The organism is Alteromonas sp. D210916BOD_24 (genome assembly GCF_047159385.1).
GTDB lineage: Bacteria > Pseudomonadota > Gammaproteobacteria > Enterobacterales > Alteromonadaceae > Alteromonas.
In genome coordinates, this window is sequence record NZ_AP038333.1 from 2,139,933 (window position 1) to 2,158,764 (window position 18,832).

The 18,832-nt window shown below is 45.4% G+C and carries 13 protein-coding genes; 10 read left to right on the forward strand and 3 right to left on the reverse strand.

Annotated features, from left to right (window positions below):
• Positions 1-153: 153 nt before the first annotated feature.
• The 10 genes from ACMCM8_RS09280 (at position 154) to ACMCM8_RS09325 (ending at position 12,991) form a co-directional block, all read left to right on the forward strand.
• Positions 154-987, forward strand: a complete 834-nt coding sequence (locus ACMCM8_RS09280; RefSeq protein ID WP_412722368.1) for a MurR/RpiR family transcriptional regulator — start codon at positions 154-156, stop codon at positions 985-987.
• A gap of 179 nt (positions 988-1,166) precedes the next feature.
• Positions 1,167-1,730 carry a DUF924 family protein gene (locus ACMCM8_RS09285; RefSeq protein ID WP_412722369.1) on the forward strand — a complete coding sequence of 188 codons (564 nt, stop codon included), beginning with the start codon at positions 1,167-1,169 and terminating at the stop codon, positions 1,728-1,730.
• A gap of 179 nt (positions 1,731-1,909) precedes the next feature.
• Positions 1,910-3,151: an amidase gene (locus ACMCM8_RS09290; protein ID WP_412722370.1), complete on the forward strand. Its 1,242-nt coding sequence runs from the start codon at positions 1,910-1,912 to the stop codon at positions 3,149-3,151.
• A gap of 86 nt (positions 3,152-3,237) precedes the next feature.
• On the forward strand, positions 3,238-4,815 hold the full coding sequence (locus ACMCM8_RS09295) for a gamma-glutamyltransferase family protein (protein WP_412722371.1): 1,578 nt from the start codon (positions 3,238-3,240) through the stop codon (positions 4,813-4,815).
• A 90-nt stretch (positions 4,816-4,905) separates the two neighbouring features.
• Positions 4,906-5,724 (forward strand): sulfite exporter TauE/SafE family protein, encoded by an 819-nt coding sequence (locus tag ACMCM8_RS09300; protein ID WP_412722372.1) that lies wholly within the window; start codon positions 4,906-4,908, stop codon positions 5,722-5,724.
• Positions 5,725-5,735: 11 nt separating this feature from the next.
• Positions 5,736-6,980 (forward strand): pyridoxal-phosphate-dependent aminotransferase family protein, encoded by a 1,245-nt coding sequence (locus ACMCM8_RS09305; RefSeq protein ID WP_412722373.1) that lies wholly within the window; start codon positions 5,736-5,738, stop codon positions 6,978-6,980.
• Entirely contained in the window at positions 6,973-8,208 is a 1,236-nt protein-coding gene (locus ACMCM8_RS09310) for an allantoate amidohydrolase (RefSeq protein ID WP_412722374.1), read from the forward strand. Before ACMCM8_RS09305 ends, ACMCM8_RS09310 begins: the two co-directional genes overlap by 8 nt.
• Before the next feature lie 56 nt (positions 8,209-8,264).
• Positions 8,265-8,630, forward strand: coding sequence for a hypothetical protein (locus tag ACMCM8_RS09315; protein WP_412722375.1), 366 nt, complete (start codon positions 8,265-8,267; stop codon positions 8,628-8,630).
• Positions 8,631-8,890: 260 nt separating this feature from the next.
• Entirely contained in the window at positions 8,891-10,333 is a 1,443-nt protein-coding gene (locus ACMCM8_RS09320; RefSeq protein WP_412722376.1) for a uracil-xanthine permease family protein, read from the forward strand.
• 231 nt (positions 10,334-10,564) lie between these two features.
• Positions 10,565-12,991, forward strand: a complete 2,427-nt coding sequence (locus tag ACMCM8_RS09325) for a TonB-dependent siderophore receptor (RefSeq protein ID WP_412722377.1) — start codon at positions 10,565-10,567, stop codon at positions 12,989-12,991.
• A gap of 102 nt (positions 12,992-13,093) precedes the next feature.
• On the opposite strand, the gene ACMCM8_RS09330 is transcribed toward ACMCM8_RS09325, so the two are convergent.
• From ACMCM8_RS09330 to ACMCM8_RS09340, 3 genes are all read right to left on the reverse strand, one after another.
• Positions 13,094-15,094, reverse strand: a complete 2,001-nt coding sequence (locus ACMCM8_RS09330) for a PAS domain-containing hybrid sensor histidine kinase/response regulator (protein ID WP_412722378.1) — start codon at positions 15,092-15,094, stop codon at positions 13,094-13,096.
• Positions 15,095-15,301: 207 nt separating this feature from the next.
• Positions 15,302-16,273, reverse strand: a complete 972-nt coding sequence (locus ACMCM8_RS09335; protein WP_412722379.1) for a diguanylate cyclase domain-containing protein — start codon at positions 16,271-16,273, stop codon at positions 15,302-15,304.
• 274 nt (positions 16,274-16,547) lie between these two features.
• Complete coding sequence (locus ACMCM8_RS09340) at positions 16,548-18,662, reverse strand: two-component system response regulator (RefSeq protein ID WP_412722380.1); 2,115 nt, start codon at positions 18,660-18,662, stop codon at positions 16,548-16,550.
• Between the last annotated feature and the right edge of the window lie 170 nt (positions 18,663-18,832).

The window sequence follows — 18,832 nt, forward strand, 5'->3', positions numbered from 1 at the left end:
TCGCCTACCCCTTATCACAAAAGGGCTTTGAAGATAGGGGCTGTTGCAATCATCAACCTAACTTACCAGTTTCTGTCCACTCGTAAGCAGTTTGTATTTGTATAACGCACAAAAGTCGTGAAATAATTGCATCACAATAACAAGGCGAAATGTATGGCCAAAAAAAGTCCAAACGACGTTTTACAGCAAATTGAAAAGCACTACGCCGCACTTTCACCTTCGGCAAAGGCTATAGCCCACTACCTACAACAAAATCCAATTGTAGTGCTCAGCCAGTCCACTTCTCTTATCGCCGAAAACACTGGAACGTCGAAAGCCACAGTTAGCCGTTTTTTCAGGCAACTGGGTTTTGACTCCCACCAACAAGCCAAAGATGCCCATGTTCAATTACGCGAACAAGGCGTGCCAGTAATAAGCCCGCAAAGTAATGTTCAACAACACGAAGACGAGATTAAAAACCTCTCGCGTACCTTTGAAGGAACATCGCTGGAGACCCTGAAAGCGGTTGCCAATCTCTTAGCACATGCCAATCAGGTCACGCTTATCGGTTTTAGAAACGCCTACCCAATTGCGCTTCACTTTAGGCAACAACTTAAACAAATCAGAGCTTCCGTGCGGGTTCTACCCCAACCAGGGCAAACCTTGAGTGAAGATATTATCGATCTCACCCCAAAGGATGTGGTTGTACTGTTTGGATTTAGACGACGTACTCGCCAGTTCAAATACGTGTTAAAGAGCATCACCCATTGTCAAACCGTGTTAATTACTGATCCCACCGGGCAAATGTATCGCGACGACGTGGACTTCCTGCTGGTTTCACATATTGGTAGTGAGGCACCATTTGACAGTTATGCCGCGCCAATGAGTTTGGTGGCATCATTGTGTAACCTTACATACGAAGCACTTGGCAGTAGCGCAGCTAAACGGGTTGATGCCATTACCGATATTTATATTCAGATGGACGAATTAGAAAGTCCCCGACGTTAAACCGCTTCCAATTGACTAAAGTTTAAGCAATACTGGCCGATAGCATTTAACATGGGCAATGGGTTTTGTTATTGATAAATAAAACTAATGCGTTAGGTCAACACGCTCTAGAGTGTGGTATATAACAATAAGAATCTACGTTGTGAGTACTGTATTTCACGGCGTGATATGGAGGTAATATGCATAAGACGCCAAGTGTCATGGAAGAAGCGAACGAAGTGCTTGAATATTGGTTTAGCGAATTAACGCCAACCCAATGGTTTGATCAAGACAATACCGTTGATCAAACTATTACTACACGATTTTCAATCCTTCACGAAGAGGCTGCTCAAGGAGAATTATGGCCTTGGCGAGCAACACCTACTGGCCGTCTTGCTGAAATAATTATCCTCGATCAATTCTCTCGTAACATTTTCAGACATTCAACGAAAGCGTTTAGCACTGACGGCATGGCATTAGTGTTGGCCCAAGAATCCGTGAGTGTAGAAGCCGATAAGTTGCTGACAGCTCAACAACGGGCTTTTCTTTACATGCCATTTATGCACAGTGAATCATTGGCTATCCACGATATTGCCTTGGAGCTTTTTTCACAGGAAGGCTTAGAACGAGAATTCATTTTCGCACAACGTCATCAAGAAGTGATTGAGACGTTTGGTCGCTTTCCTCAGCGAAATCAGGTGTTGGGCCGACAATCCACCCCTGAAGAACTTGCTTTTTTAGACAATCATCCACAAGGTTTCTGATTCGTCTAAATCAGGTAAGCTAGTTAAAAACATCGCGAATAAATCACCCACCACCGGTGCCATTATGGGCGCCACATTTTGCATTGAACTACTCTGACAAAGTAACAAATGTTTCCCTTGACTTTATAGTGAAACAATTGTTTCATGAAAGGTAACAATAATTACAACTTTGATGCGCAGTGAATTCTCCTTTTGTCCTTAATGCACAACGTCAACATCAGACAGAAGATGCCGTAAACGCTATGCCAGACGGTTTGCTCCCCTTGGCTGGCATGGGTTTGGCAGTGAAAGATTTGTTTCACATAAAAGGCCTACCCACTGCGGCAGGTAACCCAGATTGGTTGAAAACGCACGATGTACCTCAAACAACCAATAGCACAGTTAAAAAATTGCTTAATGCCGGCGCGGTATTCAAAGGTAAAACTGTTACAGATGAGTTGGCTTACAGTCTTCACGGTCAAAATAAACATTACGACCCCTTGGTCAACCCAGCAGCACCTGCGCATATACCGGGAGGGTCATCATCAGGCTCGGCTGTGGCGGTAAGTGCACATTTGGCAGATATTGGTTTAGGAACAGATACCGGTGGCTCTATTCGGGTGCCTGCCAGTTACCAAGGCTTATGGGGCTTAAGGACCACCCACGGTATAGTACCATGCGATAACATGGTGGCGTTGGCGCCCTCGTTTGACACTGTGGGGTGGATGACACGAGATTTAGAAACCTTAACCGCCGTTAGTCAAACGGTTATCGATAACCAGACAATCAGTGAGCCCAGCACATCATGTAATAGTATTAATGGCACAACTGACGCCATACGACTCAACGGGAGAGAGCCTATACGCTATGGCATAGCAAAGGGCTTGTTTGAGCAGGTGGCACATTCAGCGCTGTGTCTACAATGGTTACATCAGCTTGATAACCACCATCACTGCGTATGGTTTAATGATCAGGCTTTAGACCCTGAACAGCTCGATGTAACGACCACTTTTCGCGTACTACAGGGTGCAGAAATTTGGCAACAACATGGCGCGTGGATTGAAACTGTGCAACCGGATATCAGCGCAGACATTATGCAGCGGCTAAACTGGTGCAAAAGCATATCTGCTGTCGATATCCGCAATGCTGACCGAAAACGCCAAGAGGTAATTAAACACCTTAATACGCTATTTAACGAGGTGGATGTACTGATCATACCGACCACCCCAGGTATTGCCCCCCGATGCGATGCCGATGAAACAACACTGGCAAATGATCGAAATGCCTTATTGGCCCTCACCGCGTTTGCAGGGCTAGCAGGGCTACCTCAGTTACATTTGCCACTATTTACCCTAGACAATGCGCCCTGCGGCTTATCGCTTATGGGCAAAAAAGGCAGCGATCTTGCACTGCTATCGCTAGCAAAAGAACTCGCGTTATAACAACACGCCAGAAACGAACTATCTGGCTATTCAAATTGATACGAAACGCGTGTGTTCATCGTTGCCGAAATTCATAGGAAAGAACCATGACTGATAAACCTAACATCGCTTTTACTGCTCCTCATTTTGCGGCCTCTCAAGTAGGACTGAGTATTTTGGAAAAAGGCGGTACTGCTATAGAGGCCATGGTCGCCGCTGCGGCCTCTATAGCAGTTGAATATCCTCATATGAACGGATTAGGCGGTGACGGCTTTTGGTTAATAAGCGAGCCGGGAAAAGCCCCAATTGGCATTGATGCCGCTGGTGTGGCAGCACGGGGAGCGACACCGGAATTTTACGCTGGCAAAAAGGCGATACCCAGTCGAGGACCCGAAGCTGCCCTAACCATGGCTGGCGCTGTAGCAGGGTGGCAAAAGGCACTATCGATAAGCCAACAGTGGCAGTCCCCCCTGCCCCTTCAGACCCTTTTCGACACTGCAATTAGTCAGGCGAATTGGGGCATAGAAGTTACCCAAAGCTTAACTGACGCCAGCAACAAAACGTTTGATGAGCTGGCCCACGATGAACACTTTTCGCCGTTTTTAATCAAGGGTAAGGCGCTAAAAAAAGGCAAGATTGTCAAGTTAACCAAGCTTTCCCAAACCCTGGCCCATTTAGCCGAAAAAGGGTTAGATGACTTTTATCGCGGAGAGCTAGCCACTATGCTTGCTGATGATTTAAAAGCAGCAGGCTCGCCTATCCGATTAGCAGATTTTCACGATTATCACGCGACCGTCATTGAGCCGCTGTCAGTGACTACCAGCAAAGGTAAATTGTACAATTTGCCTGCCCCCACTCAAGGGGTTGCATCGCTAATCATTCTTGCGCTTTACGACAAAGTACAACATTTGGGAAGCAGCGATGCAGATATGGTGCATTTGCTTATTGAATGCACCAAGCAAGCCTTTATTGCCCGTAATAAGCACGTCACCGACCCGTCTAGACTCAGCGTTGACTTACAGACTTTGCTCAGTGATAACGTACTTAATGAAATGGCGACACACATTGCACTGGATAAAGCACAGCCTTGGCCCTATGAAGCGAAAAAAGGCGATACCATTTGGATGGGCTGCTGCGACAGCGAGGGTCGTATGGTCAGCTATATTCAATCGCTGTACTGGGAATTTGGGTCGGGTGTCGTGAGTCCTCAAACGGGGATAGTGTGGAATAACCGCGGCACATCGTTCTCGTTAGATCCACACAGTAACCAATATCTGGCCCCCGGTTTAAAACCCTTTCATACATTAAATCCGGCCTTTGCAGAACTGAGTGACGGCCGCCGAATGAGCTATGGCACCATGGGCGGAGAAGGACAGCCACAAACGCAAGCAGCGTTGTTCGCACGCCACATTTATCACAACCAGCCTATAGCCAAAGCTATCGCGTTAGGACGTTGGTTGCTGGGTCGTACCTGGGGTGATGAAAGCCATAACTTAAAAGCAGAACGAGATTTAGTGGAATACGTGGGTGCGAGTCTAGTGGAGCGCGGACACGACATGGTAACTGTCGATCCCTGTAACGAGTTAATGGGTCATGCAGGCGCTATTATTCGCGAACCTTCAGGTGAAGTAATCGGTGCCAGTGATCCACGCAGTGATGGAAGAGCCTTGAGCGCACGAATTTAAGCGTAAATTGACGTCGCCAAATCACTTTCTTCAACGTACATCAACGGCGCTGAAATGGCCGCTAACTGAATATAAAAAGAGAAACCAAAAATGCAGTTTATATTGGACAATTTAACCGTCATCGCGTCATTAGTTGGTACCGGGATTTTCGCGGGTTTGCTCGCGGGATTATTGGGTGTAGGAGGCGGTATTGTTATCGTACCTGTACTGTTTTTCTTGTTTCAGGCACTGGGCGTATCGCCTGAAAGTGCCATGGTTATTGCTACTGCTACCTCTTTAGCGACTATCGTACCCACCTCAATCAGCTCTATTCGCGCACATCATGGCAAAGGCAATGTTGACATTGCGTTACTTAAGGCCTGGGCCCTATTTATTCTTGTTGGTGTACTCGTGGGAAGCTATCTGGTGACTGTAGTAAACCCAACCTGGCTGACTTTATTGTTTGGCGTAATTGCTACCCTCTCCGCTATCAACATGCTCATCGGCAAAAAAACGGCTATCGTCGATGGCTTGCCGGGACGTTTCGGTCAGTCAGTTATGGCTACCTGTATCGGCTTTTTCAGCTCAATGGTAGGCATTGGCGGCGGCACACTAACAGTACCCACTCTTACCTTTTGCAACTATCCGGCCCACAAAGCGGTGGGAACGGCTGCAGCAGTTGGGTTGGTTATATCTCTACCCGCAGCACTTACCTTGTTATTCGTCGGCACCACGCCAACTGATGCACCCTTCGCCACGTTTGGTTATGTCAATTTGCTCGGTTTCGCCTTCATTGTGCCACTGACCGTTTTGTTTGCACCTGTTGGAGCCAGTATTGCGAATAAACTCGACGCCGCATTACTTAAAAAGATATTCGCTGTTGTTCTTATTATCACAGGCCTACGCATGTTGGCTCAGGTACTCATCTAGGAGTGTAACGTATGTCGTATTTTTCACCTTTATCTCTGCCACCTCGCCTGCTGATGGGACCCGGCCCAATTAACTGCTATCCCCGCGTATTATCTGCAATGTCGACCCAACTGGTGGGGCAATACGATCCTGTTATGACAGGCTATATGAATGAGGTAATGGCTCTTTATCGGGATGTATTTAATACAAAAAACCAGCAAACCTTTCTTGTTGATGGTACCTCAAGAGCAGGGATTGAAGCGGTACTGGTCTCTGCTATTGAACCTGGCGACAAAGTATTGGTGCCCATTTTCGGTCGATTCGGCCACCTGTTAGCTGAAATTGCCGAACGGGCTGACGCACAAGTTCACACTATAGAAGTGCCCTGGGGAGAAGTGTTTAGTGCCGAACAAATCGAACAAGCCATCAAAGAGGTTCAACCTAAACTGCTCGCTATTGTACAGGGCGACACATCGACAACCATGTTGCAACCACTTGCAGCCATAGGTGAGTTGTGTGAACAGCACGATGTATTGTTTTACTGTGATGCCACTGCATCTGTGGGTGGCAACCCGCTTTTAGTTGACGACTGGAAGTTAGACGCCGTGTCCGTTGGTTTGCAAAAATGTTTAGGTGGCCCGTCGGGTTCTGCGCCCATCACATTAAGTGAGAAGTTCGTAAAACAGGTGCGCACCCGTCATCACGTCGAGGCGGGTATTCGCGATGCCCATCACGAAACGGCGCGAGGGCCCAAAATTCGCTCAAACTACTTTGATCTCCCGATGATTATGGATTACTGGGGTGAAGAGCGACTTAATCATCACACCGAAGCGGCAACCATGCTGTTTTGCGCCAGGGAATGCGCCCGCTTACACCTCGAAGAAGGCCAGCAACAGGTTATTGCCCGCCATAAATTAGCGGGACAAGCCATGCTTGCGGGCGTTCAGGCAATGGGCTTGCAAGTATTTGGTGACATCAACCACAAAATGAACAATGTTGTAGGCGTCCATATTCCCAAAAACGTTGACGGTGAGAAAATAAGAGAAACCTTGCTGCTTCGCTTTAACATCGAAATTGGCACAAGTTTTGGACCACTAAAGGGTAAAATTTGGCGAATTGGCACTATGGGTTACAACGCCCGAGAAGATGCCGTGTTACACACCCTTCAGTCCCTCGAAACCGTGCTGAGAATGCAGGGCTTTTCACAACCTGCCGGGGCTGGCGTTGATGCCGCTTTAACGGTTTATAACGCTGCTACAGGAGCACTAAATGGGTGAGTTCAGTGAACTTGCCACCCAGGTGATGGCTCGATTGGAAACTTTAGGCACGTTGAGCCAGGATCCACACTGCTTAGACAGGCGCTATCTCACTGACCAACACAAACTGGCCAATCAGCTTGCATCTGGGTGGATGATAGAGGCCGGTATGACAACATGGCAAGACGCGGTGGGCAATATATGGGGGCGTTACACCTCCAGTGTGCCGAACGCCCCCCGCCTTATTATGGGCAGTCATCTTGATACCGTGCCTAACGGAGGAAAATACGACGGAATGTTGGGGGTAGTCGCGGCTATTTCACTGGTCAATATGTTCGATGGCACGCAAACCAAATTCCCCTTCCACATTGATATTGTCGGGTTTTGTGACGAGGAAGGCACACGCTTTGGCACCACATTACTGGGAAGCCGAGCACTGACGGGAAAATGGCAAGATAACTGGCGCCACCTCAAAGACGTTAACGGTATCAGCCTAGCGCAAGCCATGACGAATTTCGGCCTGAACTTTGATGAGGTTGCCAGTGCCTGCGTGCCTCGTACCGATTTGCTGGGTTATATTGAATTACATATCGAACAAGGCCCTGTACTTGAGCAGGAAAACTTACCAGTAGGCGTCGTTAGTGCCATCGCCGGAGCCAAGCGCTTTAATTTGCATCTAGAAGGTATGGCGGGACACGCAGGTACGGTTCCCATGTCCATGCGACATGACGCATTAAGTGCTTGTGCAGAGATGATCTTAGCCGTTGAACACATCAGTCAACATCGACCGGGCGTGGTCGCCACCGTAGGAAAAATTGAAAATTTTCCCAATGGGGTAAACGTCATTTCAGGTCGTACATTGTTCTCATTGGATATTCGAAGTGAAGACGACGCTTTGCGCGATACAGTATTGGCTGAAATTTTGCAGAACATAGAGGCAATTGCAACTAAGCGTCAGGTGAAATTAACCGTTGAGCAAACCCACAGCGCGCCTGCGGTGCACTGTGACAAGCTCTTAAAGCAGGCGCTAATTGATAGTGTCAGCGCTATCGGGTTAACGCCGTTAGTTTTAGCATCTGGGGCTGGTCATGATGCGATGGCGATGGCTGACATTTGTCCCGTTGCCATGTTGTTTACCCGTTGTAAAGGGGGCATCAGTCATCACCCAGGCGAGTCAATTACTCAAGAAGACGTCGCCGCGAGTTTGGCGGTGCTGAACAACACTATACGCACCTTAAAGCACGCATAACACGGCTTAACGAAACATCGGCTGTGTTGTCAACTCTACCTGTTGGGAAGTACGCTATGAAAATACCAAGGATTTACAACGACGAAAAAGGAAAGAGCCATTTCGGAGAAGTGGACATTTCCCTTAACGATGGTGGGCCAATAGGCTTGTTGTCAGAGAAATTCGGGGCTGACAAAATTATATTCAGAGAAACCCCTGCCAACTACGATTTTAAGTGGCATCCCGCCCCGGCACGCCAATTACTTTTTATCATTAAGGGGCGAGCTGAGTTTACGGTATCGAGTGGCGAGCGACACGTTTTCGGTGCGGGTGATGTATTATTGCTAGAAGACACTGAAGGCGAAGGACACTGCTCTAAAGCCATGTACAACGAGGTTAGACATTCTATTTTTGTGACGCTTGATAAAGATACCGTGCTTTAAGCGCAAGACAAACCCAAAGGCCGGTATCAAGGCCTTTTTTCGCCTCTCTCAACGAGTGCCTACTCCTTCACTTCCGTGCACCACTTTATCGCAAAATGCCCTGCTACCGTGCACGTTTAATCTCTTCTTTCCTTACCCCGCCAAAGTAATTACGAATAACCATACAATTCAATTAGTTAATAAAGACACTTACGCATGACCACTTGGTCAACAGATTGCTTTAAAAGGCTATCATCTAACGATACTTTAGCGCGGGACTTATGCAGCACAGCGAATTACTTTACGGTTTAGAGGATAAACCTAACACAATTGCATCTCTTACCGCTGCAATTCAGCATTTACTTGCCAGTTTTGTCGGCGTAATCACCCCTACGCTAATTATCTCGTCGACGCTGGGACTCGAGCAATACACCCCGTTTCTAATTAGCATGGCACTGTTTGTCAGCGGCGTGGGCACTGCAATTCAAACAAGGGGAATTGGCCCAATAGGCAGTGGCTTAGTCGCTATCCAAGGCACCAGTTTCGCATTTATCAGTGCACTAATTCTCGCCGGAAGCAAAGTAAAAAATGAAGGCGGATCGCCACAAGACATACTAGCGTTGTTGTTCGGGCTAACGATGGCAGGCGCTATGGTTGAAATTATTTTCAGTCTTTTTGTCGCCAAACTGAAACGCATTATCACGCCGCTAACAACGGGGATTGTGATCACCGCCATTGGCTTGTCACTGATCAATGTGGGTATGACCGATCTTGCGGGCGGCTTTCATGCGCCAGACTTCGCCAGTACATCAAACTTAATGATTGGCCTGAGCGTATTACTTATCATTGTTTTCTTAAACGCCGCCTCCAATCACTGGCTTCGCCTAAGTGCAATATTTATCGGCATGACCATTGGAACCGCATATGTGGCGCTGTCTTCAAACCTATCCTTTCCACAGTGGTCAACTCTGCCGATAATCGCATTACCTCGCCCTTTTGCTTTCGGTATCGACTTTGATCTGGGATTGTTTATACCCATTGCATTAATTTACTTGTTTAGCGCCATCGAAACGGCTGGCGATCTCACTGCGAATAGCCTTTTCTGTAAACAACCCGTCAGTGGTTCAATTTATTTAAACCGCATAAAAGGCGGAATATTAGGTGATGGAGTAAACTCCTTAATAGCAGGCGTATTCAATACCTTTCCCAACACGACATTTGGTCAAAACAACGGCGTCATACAATTAACCGGTATTGCAAGCCGAAAGGTGGGGCTTTACGTAGCCGCTCTGTTTATCGCGATAGGCTGTTTTCCAGTGGTAGGTGCAATCCTACAAGCCATTCCTAAGCCCGTGTTGGGCGGTGCAACCTTAGTCATGTTTGCGATGGTAGCCGTGGGTGGCCTGAAACTGCTAGCAACTTACGCACTGGACAGACGCAGTAGTCTGGTCACTGCCTGTTCACTCGGTATGGCAATTGGGGTCATGATGGTGCCACAAGCACTGGCAAACCTACCGGATTGGCTGGAAAACATTTTTCTATCTCCAGTGTCCAGTGCTGGCATTACTGCGGTTTTGTTAGATCTAACGCTTCCTCGCCAATCGGATAGTTTTGCACTGGATCAGCCGTCGTCAGTCACTCACCTAAAAAGGGAAAGCGACAGTGAAATGACTGCCCCGAACGCAGCAACGACCTCATCTCTTTTTAGTGCAAATGAACATTAGAAATCACTGAATTAGTGCAATAAAAGCATCAGAAAAAACCATTAACATAAAAATAACAATATAAGTACAACAATTTATTTTTAAATTCATATAATTCAGCCACTTAATAACAGGTTAAAAGTTGACCAGTTGGACAAGGTATTGGCACTTATCCTGCTTTTAGCAAAGCGCAAAAGCACTATTGCGTAAATAAAGCCCAGTTAATGGGCAAATAAAAATAATGAGGAAACCATGAAAAACACTACATTCAAACTTTCCCCTCTTGCCAAAGCTCTGGCGATAAGTAGCGCAATGGCGCTGACAAGCCAGTCTATTGCACAAGAAGGTGATGGCATAAAAGAAGCAGACGTGGAAAAAATTGAGGTGACCGGCTCATTGGGCAGCTTGCCAGGACAAGATGTTGAATCTGTATTCGGCTTTGGTAAATCTATTCTTGAAACGCCTCGCTCTGCCTCAACCATTTCTCAAGAGCAAATGGAACGCTTTAACGTTTCTGATATTGATGAACTGGTCGCTTTTGCTCCTGGCACATTTACGCAATCATTTTTTGGTGTAGCAGGCTCGTTGGATGTCCGTGGTACGCCGGGGGAAACTTATTTCCGCGGAGTTAAACGCTTGGACAACCCTGGCAACTACCCAACTCCAATTGGCGCTTCAAGCCGAATCGATATCGTTAGAGGTCCGGCGTCGCCAATCTATGGTCCATCTAAAATCGGTGGTTACCTCAACTTCAACCCAAAATCAGCCCGTGCATCATCAGGACAATATCTTGAATCGCCTACTGGTGCGTTGTCTTATACTACTGGCTCCTGGCAAAAAAGCATACTTACCGCAGAAGTAGGTGGGCCTGCCACAGTGGGTGGTAAGGAAATGGGTTACTATTTGTACGGTGAGTTGGAGAATTCTGACAGTTATTACGACAATACACAGACAGATCAATCTATCTTACAGGCGTCATTTAACATAGACGTAACCGAACGACTGCGCTTCGAATTTGGTGGTATGTACCACGATTATGACGGCAACCAAGTGGCCGGTTGGAACCGCTTGACCCAGGAACTGGTCGATAATGGCACTTATATTACAGGTACAGCGCTCCCGCTTGACACCGACGGCGATGGCCAAATTAGCCATGAAGAATATGGCGCCGTAAATATTGCTGGGAATAGCTTTTTCTACGTGCCTGCCAGTGCCTTCACTGATGATGAAGCCACTGATTTGATGCAACTTCAAAATGTCGGTACGACCAAGCTAAAAGGAAATCAAGTACTGGTGGCACCTGACGACCAGCTGGGCAATGAAGCAGTGACGTTGTATTTCGATACGATTTACTTCACCGATAACTGGGAAATTCGCAATCAGTTTTTCTATGATGCTTATGACAACATCAACGAAAATGCATACGGTTTTTCACAATTTCACGACAGTTGGGTGATTGAAGACAAACTCATTTTCGCCACCGAATATGAAACTGAAAGCCTGCTGGCCCAATTCCAGTTTTCTCCCTCTGTTCGCTATACAGACTTCAAACACGGCGATGATTTTACTTACGAGTACTTCAACAGACGTGACTTAACCATGCCGTCTTCGGCCTTAGATCGCCGTCTACTGTCAACGCGCTCTGGTAAGAATTTCGACAACTACGATGTCGGTAACTATCTCGACATCGGTATGGCGGCCATGACTGATTTAACCTGGGACTGGGGCTTGAATCTGGTATTGGGTGTACGCTATGACACCATTGATATTGAAAGCACTTCACGGACCGATTTGCTACTTGGCGCAACGGGTGACGAAACCCCTGAGTACGCCGAAGAAACCGTTGATGGGTGGTCGTGGAATGCCAGTATTTCTTATGAATTTGAATTTGGTCTAATTCCCTATATCACGGCAGCAGAACAGGCTACGCTTGTTGCAGGGCAAGGTGCTGAAATTGGTGTGGGACAACTCAACCAACCTGGCGGCTCAGGCGCATTCGATACATCGACGTTGTTTGAGTACGGTGTGAAAGGTTCTTTAATTAACGATACGCTTTATTTTGCTTTGTCATCATTTGAACAGGAGCGTACCGACTTTAACACCCAAAATACCGTCACCAATAACACGACGAATAACAAGGGTACCGAGTTTGAATTGCGTTGGGTAGTTAACGAAAATCTTGTTGTTTCAGCCGGTTATACCAATATCAAGGTTATCAATCTAACTGCATTGGAAAATGGTAATCAATTTGGTTTCTTAGGTGCAGAGGATTTGGTTAATTTGTCTGACCCTTCACTTGTGTTTGGCGGCAACGTCATTGGCCTCAACCTGATCGGCGAGGGCTTTGCGAATACTGACGGACGCAAAGCGGGGATCCCTGAGAATATTTATACCCTAACCGCAACTTATGACTTTCAAAATGGCTATGCGGCAAACGTAAGTGTGGTTGATGTTGAAGAAGTAGCATCGGGCTTTTCTGCTTCGGTAACCTTACCGGCTTACACACTGGTCAACGCAGGGCTATCCTACGAAGCTGAAGACTGGACGTTAAACCTGACGGTTAAAAACTTAACAGATGAACGCTACTTCCGTTCTAACTTCCCAGACTTATTTGGCAGCCAGATAGTATTGCCAGAGTTACCACGTCACTGGAATGCTAAATTCACCTATAAATTTTAATTCGGTGTAGTCTAGCCTCGGTAAGATAAGATAAACCCAGATTTCTGGGTTTATCTTTTATTTATGCGAATGCTCGCATTAGCAATATCAATTAATGCACTATCAAGCCGCTGATTTGCTTTGTAACGCTTTTTGTATTTGCACGGCTATCTCGTCTTGCACTACAGGCTTAGCCAGAAAATCAGCCATGCCCGCTTCACTGCAATTAGCCATATCCTGAGGTGAGGTGTTTGCTGTCACAGCAACTACAAAGCCTTTTGGCGCGAGTAATTGCTCTTCTAGTATAATTTTTGTTGCGCTGGTACCGTCGAGAACAGGCATGGCACAATCCATAAAAATAATGTCGTATTGTTTCGTTCTTGCTTTTGCCACCGCGACTTCGCCATTTTCGGCTTCATCTGCAATATAATTGTATTTTTCTAACATGGAAGTCAGAACAAAGCGGTTAATATCATTGTCATCAACCACCAGTACGTTTAACGGTAATCGCAAGAGCTCAGAAGGGACACTGGCTTCATTGCTTTGTCCGAGTGGGTCAGACACCATATCGATAGGTATAACCACGTCAAACACACTGCCTTCGCCCGGTGTAGAACGGACTTCGATTTCGCCTTTCATTTTTTCGACTAATTGCCCCACAATAGAAAGACCGAGTCCTTTGCCATTTAACTCTTCAGAAACACTGTGCGTATTGCTCTGAAATGGTTTGAAAATATTAGACAACACTTCCTTATTCATTCCTATGCCTGTGTCTTCAATCGATGCGAGCAAAATAGGCACATCAGCGTGCTGTTTCAGGGTCACATGAAATGATACATAGCCGGTTTCTGTAAACTTCACCGCATTTGACAATAAGTTGGTCAATATCTGACTTAGCCGCCCGGGATCGCCGTTGACATAGGTGTGCTCGTCGAAGGAGAGAACGGCTAAAAGTCTGAGTCCTTTGAGTGCACATTTTAGCTTGTAGGCTTCAACTAACTCTTCAATTAACGAGCGAATACAGAAGTGAGAAACATTCAGGGCGAATTGACCGTTTACAATAGACGTGTAGTCCAATACGTCATTGATAAGTGTTAGTAATCTGTCTGCGCTGTGAAGAGCCAGGTCAACTTTGCGAACCCGAATATTGTCATTGCCCTCGAATTTTATCGCCTGCAACATGCCCGTAATGCCATTTAACGGCGTTTTTAACTCGTGACTGATTCTAGATAACAGCATACCGCGCTCGGCTGATGCTTCCTCAGCCAGTTTTTGCTTTTCTTCGATTTCCAGCCTTAATTGCACGGCTCGGTTAACGTTTTGACACGTGCCGAACAAGCGCACGCATTTGCCATTTTCCATCTCTGCCATGCCATGGGTTTCAATCCAAACAGGGTTATTTTTCGCTGACACTAACTGCAAAGTAGCGCCCCAAGGCTCACCTGTTTTTATAGCGTGAGAGACAATACGAGTAATTTCATCACGATCGTAGCCCGCTTTATAAAAGCTGATTGCATTTTCCATTGTAGGCACAAAATCGTCTGGTACTTCGTGAATTTGCTTGGTTTGCGAGGACCAACTGAGAGTGTTATTGACCAAGTCCACTTCCCAGGTACCTATATTGGCAACGTTTTGAAGTTTGTTGTACAAAGCGAATTGCTGGGCTTCTGCTTTTTCACTTGTGTATTTTTCTAAAATTAATGCCAGCCATTCATCGAGTAACGCCACATTTTTCAGGTTACCGGTGACACTGGGACAAGCATTCAAGAAAAGCAAACAAACCACCTGCCCGTCAAAGTAGTGATAACGGCCACGAATATACTTTTCAGTGCCAAAATACTTTTTAAACCAATACTTTAGGTCGTCAATCACCTTATCGCTGTACAAAGGAAAACTCGCGTCCTCTAGCAATAAGTTATCGTATGTAGGTGTATGTATTTCGTTAGGGAGTTCTATAGAAGACACTTTAATAAGCGTGCTCATACACTTGTCGGTTATGCTGACCAATAGCCCCTGAGTGACATTCAATGAATCACACCCTTGCCGGACGAGTTTATTGAGTGATGCTTTCAACGGGAGCTCCGGTGAAAACATGAAACTCGCTTGTTTATCCAAATCAACCATAACGCGCCTTTCAATAGGTAAGCCGAACTAGTGATTAATATGACTTACTACCTGAACCAAATCTAACGACTTTAATTCTAGACGCTATTTTAAATAGGAGATATTAAACAATAGACTAGGATGATTGATGATTATACGAATTGATGATTATCATCTACCCACATTAGACAGGGTCGGTGCATAACGATACATAAAATTGTAAAAGGACTATCCTTTCGCGCGATTACGCCCCATTTCCTTAGCTTGAAACAACGCAACGTCAGCCTCTTCTATTAAGCTGGCTACATCGCCTTTCATTACTTCTTTGGCTTCAAACAATTCAACATCAGCGGCTTCTAAAAGTTCTTCAGGATCTATATTTACTACTGTCTTCGCTTTACTTACAGCGTATCCCGCACTAATAGAAACAAAGCCACCAATACCTTTAGAGTGGGGAATTGCAGCTTCTCTTACTTTATTCACTAGCATATTAGCCATAGTTTTTGCCCCTTTTTTATCGATATAGGGCAAAACGACTAAAATTTCTTCACCACCAAACCGTATCACAGCATCTTTAGGGCGCTTTACACAACCAGATATTATATTTGCGACTTGTTGCAAACAAATGTCACCATCTAGATGACCATATGTGTCGTTATACAACTTAAAAAAATCGATATCTATCATGATCACGCCGACACTTCCCTTATCCCGAGCAATCTGGCTAACCATTAAAGGGATTTCTTTAGAGAGATACATGCGGTTGTATAAACCCGTCAATTGATCATGAAAAGTCATATTTTCTAAGAATTCAGTACGCAACTTGTTTTGTAAATGAGTTTTGATTCGGTGGATAAGGGTTGACGCATTAACCGGCTTTATAACAAAATCAGATGCACCTACTTCCCAACACGCATTTTCACTTTCAATATCCAGGGTTGATGTAATAAAGATAACTGGAATATCTTCTGTTTCAGAGTTTGCTTTCAGCGCTTCACAAACATCGAGCCCATTGATATCAGGCATGTTCATGTCGAGCAAAACAAGATCTGGCTTAGTTTTCAGACAAGCGCCAATAGCCTCTTTACCAGACTTCACCTTCCGAGATCGAAAAACAGGTTCAAGAATAGTCGTTAACACCATGCGACTCATGGGCTCATCATCAACAATGAGGACATCGCATTCACTATAGGGTTTCATTTGATTAAAGCTCATGTAAAACTAATTCTCGATCACTATACTTTTCAAAGTAGCAGATAATTCAATTACTCTCTAAACAGATATTAGCTACACCAATCCCTGTTAACCTATATACTTCAACATGTCATAGAGAAGCCTTATGCGTTTTCGCTTTAACTCAACACGCTAAAATCAAATATCGCATTAAATTTAATTCCAACAACACATTTGTGAATATATCGCTTGGGACAAGTTACAATCAATATAGCGTAAAATCTGCTTAACTATCCACTGTTTAAACCAAGTGTATCCTATTGTCTAATAAAACATGGTCCGTCAAGAACTGTTCCTCGGGAATAGGACGGCATAGCATATATCCTTGTCCTGCGTGACAACCCAATTCAAAAAGCGCATCAAACTGGGCTTGATTCTCAATTCCTTCTGCAACAATTGACAGTTCCAGACTTAACGCTAAATTTACGATGGCCAATACGATATCAAATGCTTGTTGTTCCTGATCCATGTCAATAACGAAGGAGCGGTCTATCTTCAATACATTGAGCGGAAACTGTCTTAGGTAAGCTAAACTGGAGTAACCTGTGCCAAAGTCATCAAGTGCAATACTTAATCCCAATGCCGTTAATGCATTGAGCATGTCTCTGGTTTGCTCAAAATCGTGCATTAGCGCAGATTCGGTCACTTCAAGCTCTATCGACGACGCCTTAATACCGGAATTCCGGATAATTTGATCGACCTCTTTGACAAAACCAGGATTAGAGAGTTGTTTTGCGGCGACATTCACCGCTACTTTCAACTCTTGGCCTAACCCGTTGCACTTTGCCACCAAAGCACAACTTTTTCGCAATACCTGATGGCCAAGCTGATGGATTAAGCCGGTTTCTTCTGCAAGGGGAATGAATTCATCGGGACCGATGATGTTTCCTTCATCATCATATAGCCTTACCAGACTTTCTGCACCCATCATGGATTTTGAAGCAAAGTCGAATTTAGGCTGCAAGAAAATCACCAACGTATCATTTTCAATGGCGTTTCTTAAGATTATTTCCAGTTCAACCCGCCTGTGCATAGCCTGTTGTAAGTCGGTCGAGAAGAAGCTGAATGCATCTTTTCCTTTCGCCTTAGACCGGTACATAGCCGTGTCTGCATGCCGCATCATCTCTTCGGCATTTTTGGCATCCTGTGGATACAGGCTAATTCCAATACTTAAACTTAACTGATGAGATTTGCCGTTGATGACAATAGGCTCACGGCCTGCCTGGAGACACGCCATAGCAATACTATCGGCACTAAAACCAGAGCCAATATCGGTGAGTAGACAGGCAAACTCGTCCCCGCCCACCCGCGCAAGCGTCGCATTACTGCCTACTATCGCCTTCAACCTATGGGCTATTGATTTAATAATAGAGTCACCGACACGATGCCCTAAGCTATCATTTAGATACTTAAAGTTGTCTATATCTATCAGTAACAGAGCAATGCTACTTCTTGGCGATATACGTTGGGAAAGTGCCTGAACTATTCTGTCGTGAAGCAAAACCCGATTAGGTAAACCGGTTAGTTGATCGTGATTGGTAATGTGCGTCATCTTCACCGCCATTTCCACAGCTTCTGACACATCTTGGAAGACTATAACCGCACCGAGTAGATTGCCCTGATCATCAATAATAGGAGATGCAGTATCTTCTACACGAAAAACTTGATTTTCCCGGCTGACTAATACGGTATTAAATGCCATGGCGGCTGTACGCTTTTCTTTAAGTGCATAAAAAGCGGGATTGACCATAGTCGCGTTACTAGTAGCATCGCGAAGCTCCATGATCACGTCGATAGACTTCCCCAACGCCTCGTGTTCTGGATAGCCCGTTAACCGCTGCGCAACAGGGTTAATAAAGGTCACTTGCCCCTGTGTATCAGTTGAAATCACCCCGTCAGCAATTGAGCGCAGAGTGACAGAGAGTTGCTTTTTTTCAGCTTCTAGTTGCGCGTTTATATGCGCTAACAGATGTTTTTGCTGTTGCAACATCAAATGGTTTTTGACGCGAAGCCGGCACAATTCAATATCAATAGGCTTTGATATAAAGTCAATGGCTCCTAATGCCAATGCATTACGCTCATTCTCTACATCACTGTGAGAGGTTACAAATATAATCGGGATTGCCGCTGTTACAGGCGAAGCTTTAAGCTGCCTACATACATCAAAACCTGACAATTCAGGCATACTAATATCAAGTACGATGAGATCCGGTAGACATTGGTTGATAAACGACAATGCCTCACCACTTGTCGAACACGTCACCACCTCCGCCAGAGCTTCCACCGCACTTTCTAAAATCAGCAAGGTTGAGGGCTCATCGTCAATGATGGCGACTTTTTGCGTCTCGAAATCCATGAGAGATACCACACTGAGAAACAAATAAACTAACTAAGTATCGTCTGCTCGTATCAAAAACATATTAGCCTTTAGTATAACTGTATAATTTTTATACTATAATACTAAAAACTAGCGCTTTTCTGAGAGGCAAAATACTAATCATTTGAATGCCATTGCATCCTGTGCAA